Below are 14,607 nucleotides of genomic sequence, written 5' to 3'. Positions count from 1 at the left end.
TAGGCGAGAACGACCATTCGGTATGACTGCCGACCCAGCCTGCTACCCTCGCGGTCACTCGTCACCGAGCAGAATGGCGCTTGCTCGTTCCGCGACCATCACCGCGGTCGCATGCGGGCCGCGGGTCGGGATCGTCGGCAGGATTGACGTGTCAACAATACTGAGTCCTTGCGCGCCGATCACACGGCACCGACCGTCGACGACTGCGAACGGGTCCGCCTCGGCACCCATCACGCAACTACCGGACATATGCAGCGACGTTCCCAGGCGGGATTCGACCCACTCATCGGTGTACTCCACGACGGGGCGATCGATCAACCCCGTCTCGGCGATCGACTCGAGAAGATTCTCGGCGATCCGCATCCCTTCCCGAATGGCAGCTCGATCGTGCGCCGACGCGACATAGTTGTACCGAATACGCGGCGCCCCAGCGGGATCCCCCGATACCAGTTCGATGCTTCCCCGGCTGTGCGGCGCCATCAGGACCACTCCGACGCCGTGGTCCATGCGAGGCACACCGGGAACCAGGTCTGTGAAAGATGCGGTGTACGGACGGATTTCGATCTCAGCGAGGTTGAGGGCTGTCTCCAGCACCGGAGTCTGCGATCGAATCGTGCGGGGCTTCGAAAAATGGTACGGCAGCAGCACTTCCGGGTGGTCGACGAAGTTCTGTCCGACGCCCGGTCGATCGAGAACGACGGAAACTCCCTGCCCTACAAGTTGTTCCGCTGGACCAACACCGGAATTCAGGAGAATGTGCGGTGTCGCCACCGCGCCCGAACACACGACCACATGGTCGGCACGAATGCGTCGGACATTACCGTCGTCGAGAACGTCGACGCCGATCGCACGGGTACCCGAGAACGCGATGCGAATGACGTTCACTCCGGATTCCACCCGCAGATTCGGCCGGTGCAACGCCGGCATCAGATACCCGATCGCCGTACTGATCCGACGATGATCCGAGACGTTCAGTGGCACTCGGCCCACCCCGAACGAGTCCGGCGCATTCTTGTCGACGTCGTCGGGAAAGCCTGCTCCGAGCGCTGCCGCATGAAACTCGCCGCTCAGTGGATGTAGTTGGTCCCACGCTCGACGCTCGACCGGGATCGGTCCGGCGGTCCCGTGGAACTCGCCCTCGAAATCACGATCCGTTTCGGACTTCTTGAAGTACGGCAAGACGTCGTCGTATCGCCATGAACTCGGCCAATTCTCGAAATCAGCACGGGTCGCGCGGGTGAAGTACGCACCGTTGACGGCTCCGGATCCACCGAGTGTCCGCCCCCGCGCAATTGTGGACGCCCGACGCGGCGTCAGTTCGACCGGATAGGTCCACGTGTATTCGCTCGCAGGTCCGACCGGCAGTCGGTACGGATCACCCAGGACGTCCGGGAGTTCGAGCGCCGATCGATATCCGCTTCCCGATTCGAGGAGCATCACCGTGGCGGATGGATCTTCACTGAGCCTGGCTGCGACCACGCAACCACACGTGCCACCACCGACAACCAGGAAATCTGCGTAGTCGGCTTCTGTCACTTGGTGATTCGAGGTTTCAGCGCCGCCCAGTCGCGGGCGTCGAATGCGCCACGCCAGAGTCCGGCTCCATACGCGATGTCGTCGGCTCGTTTGAAGAAGACGTACCGAACCGGTCCCAGCCCGCCTGGCTCACGGTGGCGATACCAGTCCACCAAACCTTCGGTGACTGCTGCAGCGACGGCCAGCCGCCGAATTCGCCTGGAGGCGATCACCGCCAGGAGCGTCACGGGCCAGTAGTGACGACACATTGCCGAGGCGAGTTGCCAGAATCCGCCGACAACTCCCTGCGCGGTGAGGATCGCCGCGATCCGGGTGGGTTGACTCAGGCCGGTGAACATCTTTCGCAGCCGGTAAACGGTAAACAGCAAAGCGCCGAGTGCGCCGGCAAGACCGGAACGGGTCAGTGTTGCAGCGGCGATACACGCGAAGAGCGTCGAGAACGACATCGCCATCGGCGGAACCGAACCCTCGTGTCTTGCAGCCAACGGCGCCGCACCCGTGCCGTAGAACGCTCTCCTGGCGAACCACTTGTCGAACTGAACTCGATGATCGTGGGCGACATGCGCAACCGGTTCGTACCTCAGTCGCCAACCCGCAGCCTGCAGTCGCCAGCAGAAATCGACGTCCTCGGCTACTTCGAGACTCTCGTCGAAACCGTTGCATTCGAGTGCCACGTCGCGCCGGACGATCACGGCGGCGCTGGGGACATAGGCGACCGGACTGCCCGACTTCACCGCAGCTTCCTTGCGTCCGAGGTCGAGAGACGATCGCATGTTCTCGTACCGCGCCAGCGCCGTTCCGTACGGATCGAGGGCGACGATGCGGGGTGCAACAAGGGCAACCCCCGGATCGCTGAAGTGGCCCAACATCAACTCGAGCCAACCGGCACGCGGTATGACGTCGGAGTCCAGAAAAGCTACGAAACGTGTTTGGGCCGAACGCAATCCCGAGTTTCTCGCTGCCGAGGGACCGCGGGCACTCTCGTGCCGGACCACTGTGATGGTGCCGGTGCCCGGGCAGGCGCGACGGGGCTCCACCGGCACTTCCGAACCGTCGTCGACAACGATGACGGTCAGATCCTTGAGGACGGGCAATAGGCGTTCGACGCCGGCCTGGTTGTCCTTGACCGGAATCACGACCGTGACATCGGCAGCGGACGGCGTCGACATCGGACGAGGATTCGCGACACCTGAATCGAGAAGGTGTCGCGCAACCGCAGCGCTCTGCTGATCGACCACCTCGAGGAAGCCGTCACCGATCATCGCCGCAGCCGTCGGCGCCAGCTTGAGCATCCGCGTCGGAGATCCGCCGATGAGTACCCGGCCACCCGAGTACGTGCGCACCTTGGGGTCCAACCGAATGCCGAAGCCGTCGGGGAGTCTTGCTGGTCGCATCAGATGATCGTAAGGGACGTAGCCCGTCGTGCTGCAACTCGTCGCAGCCTCGAAAGCCGTCGCAGGTGGACCGTCCGCCCCCACTCGGTCGTGGTCGTCACCGAAGCCTCCCATCTGGACCAGGCTCCCACCGGGCCAGTCCATCCGTCACGCGTCCTACCAACTCACCGAAGATGTATGCGCCGTCTTCGGCGGTAGCCCCGACTGGATTGCCGAGAACGCCGTTTTGCGACACAGCGACCATACCGCCCGAACGCATTCCTGGCATCAGGTCCGCGATAGGAGACAAATTTCCTGTCTCAGCAAGGCTCATGTGCACCAAATCGGGCGAAAGGTGCAGCAATAGGCTCGTTTCAGTGTGTCCGGCATGCGCGTCGGCACCCGCAACAGCGCACGGCACCCAAGCAGCATCACGCCCCTCATACCGCAGAAGTGCCACCGCTTTGGCCAATGCGGGACCATTTCCGCCGTGGCCGTTGACGAACAGCACCCGCTTCGTCCATCTGAACGCCGACCTTCCGTATTCGACGACGACGGTTTCCATAGCCTCGGCACCGATCGAAATCGTGCCGGCAAACCCTTCGTGTTCGCCGCTCGCCCCGTATTCGATGGCCGGGGCCACGACGACGTCGGGCAGAGCCTGTGCGACTGCTCTCGCGATCCGAGTGTCGGTATCGAGAGGCAGGTGCGGTCCGTGTTGTTCGAAAGAACCGACCGGGACCACGACGGTGAGCGCAGTGCCCTCGAGCGAAGGACTCGGGATGGCAGCAAGGTCACGCGGAGAACTCATCCCCCGATCGTATTGGTGCGAGCCCCTCCCACCGCAACACTGCATGCGGATACACCGGGGCATTGTTGCGCCCCGGCGTATTCGTCAGTTGTCGCGGTTCACGCCGCGGTGGGTGGGCTGTTCCCGCCGATCGGCTGCTGATACGGATCAACGGACATCGGTGGATAGAACACCGATTTGCGATCCGGTCCGATCTCCACCCGCCACTCCGTGTGATGCAGCGTCCGGTGATGATGACCGCACAACAAGGTCAGATTGTCGAGATCTGTTGGGCCACCATCGTTCCAGTGAACAATATGATGGGCATCGCACCACCCCGATGGTGTCCCGCACCCCGGAAACGCGCAACCACCATCACGAACCGCCAACGCCCGCCGCTGCGGAACCGTCGCCGTTCTCGCTTCCTTGCCGCAGTCGAGCGGAACACCATTCTCATCCAGGAGGATCCGGGTGACGGTGCAGTCGCGCGCCAACATCCGGGCAGTATCAATACTGATCGGACCCACCCAATCCGCCCTCGCAAATCCGAGTTCTTCGGTGGACGGCAGGAGGTCTTTCAACGCTTGCAGGTCCGTCATGTCTTTCGCAGACGCAGTCACCGTGATGTGTGGTTTCACTCAGCCCTCGATCGGACCCAACCCCGCCCGCTCATACCGGCGCAACAACTCGCAGAACCCGTCCGCCCGCCGCAGCGCCGGAGTACGCGTGTCCTTCACGCCGTCCTTCTCCGGCGTCGGCGCCGACAGGCTCGACAACAACGTGATCAACCGTGCCCCGTTCACAGCATCCAAGTCACCCTTCACAGTCACTCTGCCGTACAAGCCTTTCGAGGCGTAGAACTCGTTACGTTCGGAATCCTCGCCGACCGGAACGCCGTCCTCACGCTTGCCGTACTGCTTCTCGATCCGCCGAATCGCCGCCCGCACCGCATCACAATCGGCGATGTTCTTCGACGCCAACCCCAACAAGATCCCGCGAGCCTTGTCCACATCCGCCAGGGTCATGTTCTTCGGTGGATGCTGACAAAACGACGCCACCTGCCGCGCTTTCAACGCATCAATATCCCCGCGGTGGAACGCATCCGCGACAACAGGTTCGAGCATCAACAACCGCGCCAACCCGACTAGCAGACTGCACTCACCGATCTCCAGATTCGTCGAACCATGCAACCACTGCGCGATCGCCCGAAAACCCTTCCCACCGAGAACGTCCCGGGAAAACACCTCCACGATCAACAACACTATCTGCGACTGCAACTCGTGCCGGGCGCGCACCAGATCGAGAACCTCGCTCTTGAGGCCCACGCCATCCAGTTGCCACGCTTCCCGACTGTCCATGCTCAAAACATACTTTCGAGAACCAGGGACAAAACGGACGACTATATCGCCAACGCGGCCCGATGCCCCTCGATGACGGCCGCGTGCGAACGCCTCGGAGACAAGGCGTCACCGATGCGAAATTTCTCGAAACAGCTTCCCTGCAAGGTGTTCCACAACTCGTCGACAGGTTCCTGCTGTGTCGCGAAGACTACCCAGTCGACTGCAACTTCCTCGGTCACACCCGTCGGAAGGTGAACCAAGCTCACGAGCGGCGAGGCCCCAGCGCTCACCGAAGTCACCATCAGATCTGTCCGTTGACCGATCGACTTCTCGAACGCTCGGCGGTTCCACCCCTCGAAATCCAGGGTGATGCTCAGGTCCTGCGCGACCACCATGCCGTTGGTCGCGATCGTGACGGCACAGCCTCGATCAGCGAGGAACTCCGCCACCGACGTACCTTGATGGAATCCCAGTTCGTCGTAGACGAGCACCGTTCCACTCGGCAGAATCTTGCCGTCGAGAACGTCTCGAACACCCACCACACGCTCTGATCTACCCGCCCACGCTGGGCGTAAAGGCCGCGCTCCGGTTGCAATCACGACCACCTCGGGCGCGCGCTCCTCCACGATCGCGAGATCAGCTCCAGCATCCAACTCGATCGTCACACCACTTCGGCGACACTCAGATTCGAGATTCCGGACGAGGTCGGCGAGCTCACGGCGAGCCGGTACCACCGAGGCGGTAAGAATCTGTCCCCCAAGTCTTCGTTCACGCTCGAACAGCGTCACCGCATGACCTCGCTGGGCCGCTGTAGCCGCAGCTTGCAGGCCGGCGGGGCCGCCACCGACCACCACCACCGTGCGGCCCCGTCGCCGCGGCATCGGCAGCGGTACCGATTCCCGACCAGCGCGCGGATTTGCGGTGCACCCCAACCAACGTCCCAGACCCATCCGCCCGACGCATTCCTGGTTGCAGGACAGGCAGGTTCGCACCTGTACCGATTGACCAGCACGCGCTTTGTTCACAAAATCCGGATCGGCGATCTGCCCGCGAACTACGCCCACCAGATCGCATACACCGTCCTCGAGTGCAGCTTCGGCTTGCTCCGGCGTCTTGAAACGGCCGACTCCGACGACTGGAAGATCGATGACCTCCCTGATCGCAGACGGGACGAAGTTGGCGTAGCCGGTGGGTACAGCCATCGATGCTTCGACCAGATGCAGTGTTTCCGTGGCCATTCCGACGGTGGTGTTGATGTAGTCGACGTGACCGTCAGCTTCGATGAGTTGGGCGGTGGTTACCGCGTCGGACAGTTCGATGCCACCCCGCGTTCCTTCGTATCCACTCAGGCGCACACCGAGCACACGATCCGGGCCGATGGCCTTACGCAGTACCCCGAGCACTTCGAGAAGGAAACGCGCACGATTCGCCACGCCCCCGCCGTAGCGATCAGTGCGCAGGTTGGTCGAGGGTGCGAGAAACGCGCGCACGATGGACGACTGCGACGCCTGCAATTCCACCCCGTCGAAGCCACCGGCAACGCAGTTGCGCGCAACAAGGGCGAACCCTGCGAGAATCTCGGCAATGTCCGCGTCGTCGACAGCCTTGGGCACCTCGCGGAACAACGGATCCGCAACGGCGCTCGGCGCCAACAGCGGCGATCGCGAATAGGTTCCAGCGCCCTGACCCCCATTGTGGTTGATCTGCGCGAGAATCGACGAACCATGCGCATGAACGGCGTCGGTGATCCGCCGGTATCCCTCGATCGCTTCCGGCCGATAGCCCGCAATCATCTTCTCGTACGGTCGATCCGAAGGATGCGTCGAGTGCTCCTCGGTGATGATCAGACCCGCACCGCCGCGTGCCCGCGCCTCGTAGTAGCCCGCGTGCTGCTCCGTCGGCAACCCGTTCTCCGCGTAATTGGTCAGGTGTGCGGAGAACACGACCCGATTGCGGAGTGTCAGGTTGCCCAGGCGCAGTGGCGCGAAGAGGCGCGGGTACGGCGTCATCAGACCTTGGAGTTTCCTTGATCGAGAGCGATATGACTTGCCGTGACGGTGCGGGAACCGTCACCGGCGAGCCACAGGACGGTATCGGCGATCTCGTCAGGTTCGGCGAAAGCGATGTCCGAGAGGATCGGAGTGAAGTTGGGAAGGTACTGCGGAAACTTTGCAAATACCTCGAGAGCGCCCTGGTCGACCCCCATCGGCGTATTCACTCCGTAAGGATGGATCGAGTTGACCCTGATCTTGTACTCCCCCAGTTCCTTTGCCGCGGCCTGCGTCAGACCGACGAGACCGAACTTGGCGCTCGCGTAGTGCGCCTGTCCGGGCAGCGCCTTGAGTCCGGCCACCGAACTGACCACGATGATCGATCCACCGCGCCCACCCTCGATGATCGCCGGCACCGAGGCCTTGAGGGTTTTCCAGACTCCGGTCAGGTTGATGTCGATCAGAGTTTCCCACTGCTCGTCCGACATTTCCCAGAATCGATTCCAGTTGCAGACCCCGGCGTTGGCGACCACGATGTCGAGACGTCCGAACTGTTCGACGCCGTCCTTGACCACCGCGGTGAGCGCTGTTCCGTCACGGACATCGACCTCGCGGGCGAGGATCTTCCCGCCCTCCGCTTCCACCAGACGTATCGTCTCGGCAAAGTCCTCGGAAGTTGCTGCGTCGTAGGAATTGTCCGACGCCACCGACGCGCATACGTCGACCGCGATGATCGCTGCTCCCTCGCGCGCCATCTTGACCGCGTGCGCACGTCCTTGACCGCGCGCTGCGCCGGTGATGAAAGCAACGCGACCTTCGAGCGAACGAACTGAACCCTGTGTCATGAGATAGCCCTCTCTGCAGAATTGAAACTCGTTCTAGTAGTAAACCCTGCAAAGCGCCCTTCGCGGATGGATTCGAGAACAGTTCTCGGGGCAACCGAGTCGCCCACCTGAATGTCGGCCTCTTCCTTCAGCGTTTCGTTCGGCAGACGAGGCGAGCAGTCGATCACCACTTCGCACTCGAGCTGCGACCGCTCGCCGGTATGGACGTGTTCGACGCAGACGGCCCCTCGAGCGATTTCGGTGACACGTGACGCGAGCACCCTGGTGACCCCGGCCTGCTGGATGCGCGTGTTGGCACCGACCAGATCCCCACTCGCACCGAGCCTCGAACCGACGATGCTGTCGGGAGTCACAATCGAGACGGAGATGCCATGGGCCGCGAGTGCTTCTGCGAGCGCCACCGCGATCGGTCCACCGAGGGGATCGATCAGCGCGACCGGACCCGGCCCCACGGTGCTCAACTTCTCGAAGGCTTCCGACGCATCCAACCACCGAACCGAATCGTCGACCGGATACGTCGGCGGCCTCGCAGCACTACCGGTGGCAACGACAACAAACTCGCCCCGGCTGCGTGCGTCACCCAGGTCTTGGGCGTCGAGCGCCGCCCCGGTCCGCATCGTCACGCCGCTACGACGGCATTCGTCCTCCAACCACTGCGCGAGGAGTGCGAACCGGCTACGGCCGTCACCTCGCGCAAAAGTTCGGATCATGCCGCCGAACTGCGATGAACTCTCAACGAGTGTGACCGAGTGCCCCGCCACCGCCGAGATCCGTGCGGCTTCCATCCCAGCGGGGCCACCCCCCACGACCAGCACGGCTCCCGGTGTCGAAATCTGCTCTCGCTCATCGGGGTCCACCGTCTCGAAACCCGCGCTCGGATTCCCGACGCACGTCACGACAGGATTGCGAGGATCACGCACGAGGCACGTCTGATTGCAGAGCACACACGGCCGGGGACGATCGCCGCGCGAGGCTTTCACAACCAGGTCCGGGTCTGCGATCTGGGCCCGGGTCATCTCGACGAACTCACCTACTTCCAGCGCTGCGTGAGCGTCGGCGATGTCCACGACGCTCCCCTGCACGACAACAGGAATCGACAGAGCGGCCTTGATCTCACGGCACAGATCGAGGTTGAAGTTCGGCGGGCAGTGAAAATCGGGGCGGTACCGGTCAGACGAATAGAGTCCGCCACGAACGACGACAAGGAGATCGAGGAACGGAGACACTTCACGCGCGATACCGATGGCAAGATCGGGCGTCAGGCCCGCCCATAGAGCTTCCTCGTCACAGGACAACCGCAGGGAGACAACGTGATCCGACCCGACTTCCTCGCGCACTGCCGAGATGACCTCGCGAACAAGAGCAACGCGATCGCTACCGTATCGGTCTTGCCGAGTGTTGGTCAGACCCGAAAGGAATTGTCGCAGAATGCTTCGAGGACCGGCATCGAGTTCCACTCCGTCCATTCCCGAAGCGACGGCCAGCGCCGACGCCTCACGGAAGCCGACTATCAGCTGGTCGATTTCCGGCTGCCCCATTGCCATCGGCAACTCACGCGTCGCCGGGTCGGCCACTCTTGACGGTCCCCACAGCACCGACTGGGAGTATGCGCTCGATCCCTGCATGCCGGTATGACCGAGCCCGGCCAGAACCAGCGTTCCGTACGGAGCACATGCAGCCGCGATCGACTGCCACCCCGGGCCACATTGCGACGCCAACGGCGCCCGCTCGTACGGCCAGTCGTTCTCCGATACCGAGGCCACTTCGGTGACGACGATCCCGGTTCCGCCCTCGGCGCGGCGCTGGTAGTACGCACGGTGCCGATCGGAAAGCGAGCGTCCCACAGCAAGATTGGTCTCGTGCGGACCGAAAACAACCCTGGACCGGACGAGGCGTCCGGCCAGGGTCGTGTGTTCGTCGAGTGTCAACTCACAGCTCTATCGGAGCCGTAATCTCAGCTGGCACCCAATGTGCGTGTGAAGCCTTCCGGAATCACCAGGTCCGCCGGGCTCAGTTCGGTGATGGACGAGTGGCCGAGGCCCATCAGCCCCGAGTCGATGCCCATCCGCATGAGGTCGAGCACGTTCTCGACACCGGCCTGGCCGTTGGCCGAGAGGCCCCACAGGTAGGCGCGCCCGAGCATGACGGCCTTGGCTCCGAGTGCGAGCGCCTTGACGACGTCGCCGCCGCGTCGAATGCCGCCGTCGAGAACAACTTCCACCTGATCGCCCACGGCCTCGGCAATGCCCGGGAGCACACGGATCGGCGCCGGGGTGCCGTCGAGGTTGTTACCACCGTGGTTGGAGACCGAGATAGCGGAGACACCGGCGTCGACAGCTCGCTTGGCGTCGTCGATGCGCATGATGCCCTTGAGCATGAACGGTCCACCCCACTGCTCACGAAGCCAGGCGATGTCTTCCCACGTCGGAAGCGGAGTCTGCATCCACTCGCCGTATGCGCCGAAGAACGTCGGTGCAGGCTGGCCGGGAGCCGCGAGGTTGGGGGTGGTCAGGTCCGGGATCTTGCCGGTCTTGGCGAACTCGAGCAACCACTTCGGGCGCATGATTCCCTCGGGTGCGAACTGGAACATCGCCTTGAGGTCCATCTTTTCGGGGATGGACGGGCTGCCCCAGTCGCGACCGTACGAGAAGGACCAGTCGGTGGTGATGATCAGGCCCTTGGCACCGGCAGCGCGAGCGCGCTCCATACGCTGCAGGAGCACGTCGCGGCTGCCGACCCAATACATCTGGAAGAAGACCTGCGGGTTGGCCGCGGCAACTTCTTCGATGGACTTGCTGGCAAAAGAACTCAGTCCGATGGCTGTTCCCCGTGCTGCAGCCGCACGGGCTACCGCTACTTCACCGTCGGGGTGCACTGCCTGCACACCGGTCGGTGAAATCATGACGGGCAACGAAATGTCCTGGCCCATAATGGTGGTGGACATCTCGCGCTTGTCCGACAGCCCGGCAGCGTGGGGAGCGAAACCCAATTCGCTGAATGCCGCGACGTTGTCGTCGACCGTCAGCCCTTTCTCGGATCCCGCCACCAACGCCGCGTACACGGACTTGGGCAACCTCTTCTTCGCACGGCGCTGTGCTTCTGCCACCGTCTCGAAGAAAGCATTCTTAGCCATTGAACTGACCTCTCTGGGGTGCAGCTTTCGCCGCACTGTCGGTATCGCGCAGTAGTTACTGCATTCCCGCAAGCGGGTTTTCGTCACAAATCTTGGCGGGCGGACGCATCATCAGTGTCAGTGGCACCGATGCACGTGGGGTCTTGCGTTGACCGGAACGGGAGTGGTCGACACTGGACTTCGGGACCTCTCCCGCCGACGCCAGTGCCATTTCACCGTTGCCGATGACGCACTCGGGGTCAGGTCCGTCCATCGGCAGTCCGGTGAAGAACTTGGCCGCCATGCAGCCGCCGCGGCAGGAGTCGTAGTGGTTGCACTTGCTGCAGGCGCCACCGGTTTGGGGCGATCGCAGCTCCTCGAACAGGTCCGAGTGCTGCCAGACTTCCTGGAATCCACCGTCTTTCACGATGTTTCCGGCGAGGAACTGCTCGTGAATCGCGAAGGGGCATGCGTACACGTCACCGACCGGGTCGATCAGGCACACGACGCGGCCCGCGCCACAGAGATTGAGACCGGGCAGTGCATCGCCGAAGGCGGAGAGGTGGAAGAACGAGTCGCCCGTCAGGACGCCTTCGCCATTGGCGACCAGCCAGTTGTAGAGCTCACGCTGCTGCTCCGGACGCGGGTGCAGGTCGTCCCACACGTCGGCGCCGCGGCCCGAAGGACGCAGTCGAGTGATGCGCAGGGTCGCGTCGTACTTGTCCGCGAGAGCCTTGAACTCGTCGAGCTGACTGACGTTGTGCCGCGTGACGACCACCGAAATCTTGGCGTCCTTGAAGCCGGCTTCCTTCAGGTTCGCGAGAGCGCGCTCGGCCATCGCGAACGAACCAGGCCCGCGCACAGCGTCATTGACCTCAGCGGTGGCACCGTCGATGGAAATCTGCACGTCGACGTAGTCACTGGCTGCGAGGCGCGCCGCGACCTTCTTGTCGATCTTCACGCCGTTGGTGGAGAACTTCACACCAACCTGGTGGTCGGTCGCGTAGTCGACGAGCTCCCAGAAGTCGGAGCGTACCGTCGGCTCGCCGCCACCGATGTTGACGTAGAAAACCTGCATACGCTGCAGCTCGTCGATGATGGACTTGCACTGTTCGGTGCTCAGCTCGTTGGGGTCACGACGACCCGACGACGAAAGGCAGTGCACGCAGGACAGGTTGCAGGCGTAGGTGAGTTCCCACGTCAGGCAGATGGGGGCGTCGAGTCCGAGTTCGAACTGATCGACGAGGCGACCCACCTTGGCGGGCGGGGAGGGCTGTTCAAGAACTGAGGTCATGGCTGTGTCCTCGCGAAGAAATGAAGCGGGCGAACGTGCGGAAGGGCTGTTCCGCACGTGGGGGCGAGCGTCTGGCTCAGACAGGCACGATCATGTGCGAGTCGGCGAGAGTGCTCAGCGCGCGGGCATATTGGGGAGCCGCGTCATCTTCGATGCCTTGCGCACGTAGTGCGGACCGGACATCAGGATGGTCTGGCAACGCCTTGACCACCGCAACGATGGTCGTGTTCTTCAGGAACGACAGCTTGCGTGTTCCGAAGTGGTAGAGCAACGCCCCGAAAGGTTCGGGGCGAAGCGCTACCTGCGGGTGGAGTTTCCACCCCGCATCGAGATCCAAAGCAGACACGGTCAGTACACGCCGCACATGCCGTCGATGGAAACTTCCTCCACGAGGGACTCCTCGACGAGGTCGTTCTCGAGCGCCTTGTTGTCACGATCTGACATGGATTCCTCCTGCGGTCGCACTCCGTCTGGAAGTCTGTAGATCAGACTTCCAACCTGGGAGTTGGTGGTCACTAGTGGGACTTCACTGTGACTCGGTTCACCACTGTAATGGCATCGAGTGCAGAATGACACACATGGAGCGAAAAAAGTATGCGTAGCCGCAAGAAACCGTCCGCTCGGATAGGTCGTCGCCCCTCCACAACGAAGGAGGGAATCAGCACGATCGGGATCGAACTGTTCTCGACAGTCGGCTTCAACGAGGTGAGCGTCGACCAGATAGCCGATGCCGCCGGAATCGCGCGTCGGACCTTCTTTCGCTACTTCCCGTCCAAGAACGCCGTCCCCTGGGGAGACTTCGACGGACATCTCGACGAGATGCGCGAGCACCTGGATTCACTGCCCGCTGATATTCCGTTGGTCGACGCACTCGAATCCGCATTGTTGACGTTCAACACCTTCCCACCGGAAGAGACTGCGGTACATCGCAAACGGATGGAATTGATCCTCGAAGTTCCGACGCTTCAGGCATACTCTGTGGTGATGTACGAAGGTTGGCGGCAGGTGGTCGCCGACTACGTCGCACGCCGAATGAATCTCGAGCCGACCGATCACGGCCCGCGCACGGTCGGCTATCTTCTGCTCGGGGTCGCGATGTCGGCGTACGAGCAGTGGCTCACCGACGATTCACTCGAGCTACCGGAACTCTTGAAAACAGGTACGCAGTCCCTGCGGACCGGTATCAGCACCTGAGAAAGCATCACCACCTGAGAAAGGCGATCATGTCCACCATCACGAACGAACCCGTCCTGGATTCCCTGGCGCCGTCGACGCCGGGCTTGTGGTCGTTCGGGCATGTCACCGTCGAACGCGTCGAGTCCGGTCCGATCTCGCTCGATCGCCGAGGCGGTCGCCTCCACGTCAAGCACTCCCTCACTCCCGCCGATCTGAGTGAGCGACTCGTCGCCGGAGTCACCTCGTCGATCCAGGACGCGGAGTTCGGTCAGGACGAATTCGAGTTGACGATGGTCGGCCTGGTTCGCTCCACCGTGGACGGCGCTCTCGAATCCTGGACCACCTACTACCGGAACTCACTTGCCGAACTACTGGACGGCACTGCAGATTTCGCGCCGATTCACGACAAAGCCGAAGAGCTGGTCCGCGGTTCCGTGCTCGATCTGGGTTCCTGCTTCGGTTTCCTGCCCCTGCGGCTCGCGCGCGCCGGAATGGACGTGACCGCCACGGACATCCTGCCCGGAACGATGATCCTGCTCGACGCGGTTGCCCCCGAACTCGGCATCACGATCGACACGGTGATCTGCGACGCGGGTGAAGTACCGGCACCGGACAACAGCGCCGACACCGTCACCGCGATTCATCTCCTCGAACACGTCGACGACGCAGTCGGCGAGGCCGTGATCGCGCAAGCACTCCGGATCGCGCGTCAACGGGTCGTCCTTGCCGTCCCCTTCGAAGACGAAGCCACCGCGTGCCACGGCCACATCCGCACTTTCGATCTCGAGTCACTGCGTGCGGTCGGCCGGCAGAGCCGTGTGCCGTTCGAGGTATTCGAGCATCACGGCGGCTGGTTGGTGCTGGACGCATCGGCCGCCTGAAAAGAACTACCCTTCTTTCAGCGTATGGGCGACAAGCGCATTCGCGTGCCCATGACCCATACCGTGCTCCGACTTCAACCAGTTGACCAATTCCATGTGCTTCGTGAGGTCTGAGCTTCTGATCAGCTCTTGCCATTCACCGATCGGCCGACCGTACTTCTTCTCGATCGACGGAAAATACGACGCCGGGCCTTTCACGGGTTCAGTCATGACCGGAATCTACCTCCACCGCCCGACAATATTCGCGCACCGGCGGCGCCCGCATGTCC

At 62.7% G+C, this 14,607-nt stretch carries 13 protein-coding genes and 1 pseudogene; 2 read left to right on the top strand and 12 right to left on the bottom strand.

Annotated features, from left to right (window positions below; translation table 11 throughout):
• Nucleotides 1-54: 54 nt before the first annotated feature.
• The 11 genes and pseudogenes from mftG to mftA all read right to left on the bottom strand — a co-directional run bounded on the left by mftG (nucleotide 55) and on the right by mftA (nucleotide 12,725).
• Nucleotides 55-1,536 (bottom strand): mycofactocin dehydrogenase MftG, encoded by a 1,482-nt coding sequence (gene mftG, locus BH682_RS09005; protein ID WP_007730154.1) that lies wholly within the window; start codon nucleotides 1,534-1,536, stop codon nucleotides 55-57.
• Complete coding sequence (gene mftF, locus BH682_RS09000) at nucleotides 1,533-2,930, bottom strand: mycofactocin biosynthesis glycosyltransferase MftF (protein ID WP_007730153.1); 1,398 nt, start codon at nucleotides 2,928-2,930, stop codon at nucleotides 1,533-1,535. The genes mftG and mftF overlap by 4 nt, the downstream gene beginning before the upstream one ends.
• 97 nt (nucleotides 2,931-3,027) lie before the next feature.
• Complete coding sequence (mftE, locus tag BH682_RS08995; protein ID WP_064114054.1) at nucleotides 3,028-3,720, bottom strand: mycofactocin biosynthesis peptidyl-dipeptidase MftE; 693 nt, start codon at nucleotides 3,718-3,720, stop codon at nucleotides 3,028-3,030.
• Between the two features lie 98 nt (nucleotides 3,721-3,818).
• Nucleotides 3,819-5,057, bottom strand: a pseudogene (locus BH682_RS08990) (DUF222 domain-containing protein).
• A gap of 41 nt (nucleotides 5,058-5,098) precedes the next feature.
• Complete coding sequence (locus BH682_RS08985) at nucleotides 5,099-7,048, bottom strand: mycofactocin system FadH/OYE family oxidoreductase 2 (protein WP_063314733.1); 1,950 nt, start codon at nucleotides 7,046-7,048, stop codon at nucleotides 5,099-5,101.
• Nucleotides 7,048-7,875 (bottom strand): mycofactocin-coupled SDR family oxidoreductase, encoded by an 828-nt coding sequence (locus BH682_RS08980; protein WP_063314734.1) that lies wholly within the window; start codon nucleotides 7,873-7,875, stop codon nucleotides 7,048-7,050. The genes BH682_RS08985 and BH682_RS08980 overlap by 1 nt, the downstream gene beginning before the upstream one ends.
• Nucleotides 7,872-9,803: a mycofactocin system FadH/OYE family oxidoreductase 1 gene (locus tag BH682_RS08975; RefSeq protein ID WP_075832697.1), complete on the bottom strand. Its 1,932-nt coding sequence runs from the start codon at nucleotides 9,801-9,803 to the stop codon at nucleotides 7,872-7,874. Before BH682_RS08975 ends, BH682_RS08980 begins: the two co-directional genes overlap by 4 nt.
• Before the next feature lie 26 nt (nucleotides 9,804-9,829).
• Complete coding sequence (gene mftD, locus BH682_RS08970; protein ID WP_003942047.1) at nucleotides 9,830-11,008, bottom strand: pre-mycofactocin synthase MftD; 1,179 nt, start codon at nucleotides 11,006-11,008, stop codon at nucleotides 9,830-9,832.
• A 55-nt stretch (nucleotides 11,009-11,063) separates the two neighbouring features.
• A complete protein-coding gene (mftC, locus tag BH682_RS08965; RefSeq protein WP_003942089.1) occupies nucleotides 11,064-12,281 on the bottom strand; it encodes a mycofactocin radical SAM maturase in 1,218 nt (405 codons plus the stop codon).
• A 76-nt stretch (nucleotides 12,282-12,357) separates the two neighbouring features.
• Nucleotides 12,358-12,645: a mycofactocin biosynthesis chaperone MftB gene (gene mftB / locus BH682_RS08960; protein ID WP_007728309.1), complete on the bottom strand. Its 288-nt coding sequence runs from the start codon at nucleotides 12,643-12,645 to the stop codon at nucleotides 12,358-12,360.
• On the bottom strand, nucleotides 12,630-12,725 hold the full coding sequence (mftA, locus tag BH682_RS08955; RefSeq protein ID WP_063836238.1) for a mycofactocin precursor MftA: 96 nt from the start codon (nucleotides 12,723-12,725) through the stop codon (nucleotides 12,630-12,632). The genes mftB and mftA overlap by 16 nt, the downstream gene beginning before the upstream one ends.
• 150 nt (nucleotides 12,726-12,875) lie before the next feature.
• Here mftA and mftR point away from each other — a divergent pair, with 150 nt between their 5' ends.
• Nucleotides 12,876-13,475 carry a mycofactocin system transcriptional regulator gene (mftR, locus tag BH682_RS08950; RefSeq protein WP_007728311.1) on the top strand — a complete coding sequence of 200 codons (600 nt, stop codon included), beginning with the start codon at nucleotides 12,876-12,878 and terminating at the stop codon, nucleotides 13,473-13,475.
• Between the two features lie 29 nt (nucleotides 13,476-13,504).
• On the top strand, nucleotides 13,505-14,338 hold the full coding sequence (mftM, locus tag BH682_RS08945; protein ID WP_075832695.1) for a mycofactocin oligosaccharide methyltransferase MftM: 834 nt from the start codon (nucleotides 13,505-13,507) through the stop codon (nucleotides 14,336-14,338).
• 6 nt (nucleotides 14,339-14,344) lie between these two features.
• Here the strand turns inward: mftM and BH682_RS08940 are convergent, their stop codons facing one another.
• Complete coding sequence (locus tag BH682_RS08940) at nucleotides 14,345-14,548, bottom strand: DUF4287 domain-containing protein (protein ID WP_007728313.1); 204 nt, start codon at nucleotides 14,546-14,548, stop codon at nucleotides 14,345-14,347.
• Nucleotides 14,549-14,607 lie beyond the last annotated feature (59 nt).

This window comes from Rhodococcus sp. YL-1 (assembly GCF_001942025.1).
Taxonomy (GTDB): Bacteria; Actinomycetota; Actinomycetes; order Mycobacteriales; family Mycobacteriaceae; genus Rhodococcus_F; species Rhodococcus_F qingshengii.
The sequence above is the reverse complement of the archived record's forward strand: the minus strand, read 5'-3'. Positions and strand labels throughout refer to the sequence as shown.

Coding starts and splice junctions, on each gene's coding strand:
- mftF (WP_007730153.1), bottom strand. CDS start 2,930: ATGCGACCAGCAAGACTCCCCGACGGCTTCGGCATTCGGTTGGACCCC.
- mftE (WP_064114054.1), bottom strand. CDS start 3,720: ATGAGTTCTCCGCGTGACCTTGCTGCCATCCCGAGTCCTTCGCTCGAG.
- BH682_RS08985 (WP_063314733.1), bottom strand. CDS start 7,048: ATGACGCCGTACCCGCGCCTCTTCGCGCCACTGCGCCTGGGCAACCTG.
- BH682_RS08980 (WP_063314734.1), bottom strand. CDS start 7,875: ATGACACAGGGTTCAGTTCGTTCGCTCGAAGGTCGCGTTGCTTTCATC.
- mftD (WP_003942047.1), bottom strand. CDS start 11,008: ATGGCTAAGAATGCTTTCTTCGAGACGGTGGCAGAAGCACAGCGCCGT.
- mftC (WP_003942089.1), bottom strand. CDS start 12,281: ATGACCTCAGTTCTTGAACAGCCCTCCCCGCCCGCCAAGGTGGGTCGC.
- mftA (WP_063836238.1), bottom strand. CDS start 12,725: ATGTCAGATCGTGACAACAAGGCGCTCGAGAACGACCTCGTCGAGGAG.
- mftR (WP_007728311.1), top strand. CDS start 12,876: ATGCGTAGCCGCAAGAAACCGTCCGCTCGGATAGGTCGTCGCCCCTCC.
- mftM (WP_075832695.1), top strand. CDS start 13,505: ATGTCCACCATCACGAACGAACCCGTCCTGGATTCCCTGGCGCCGTCG.
- BH682_RS08940 (WP_007728313.1), bottom strand. CDS start 14,548: ATGACTGAACCCGTGAAAGGCCCGGCGTCGTATTTTCCGTCGATCGAG.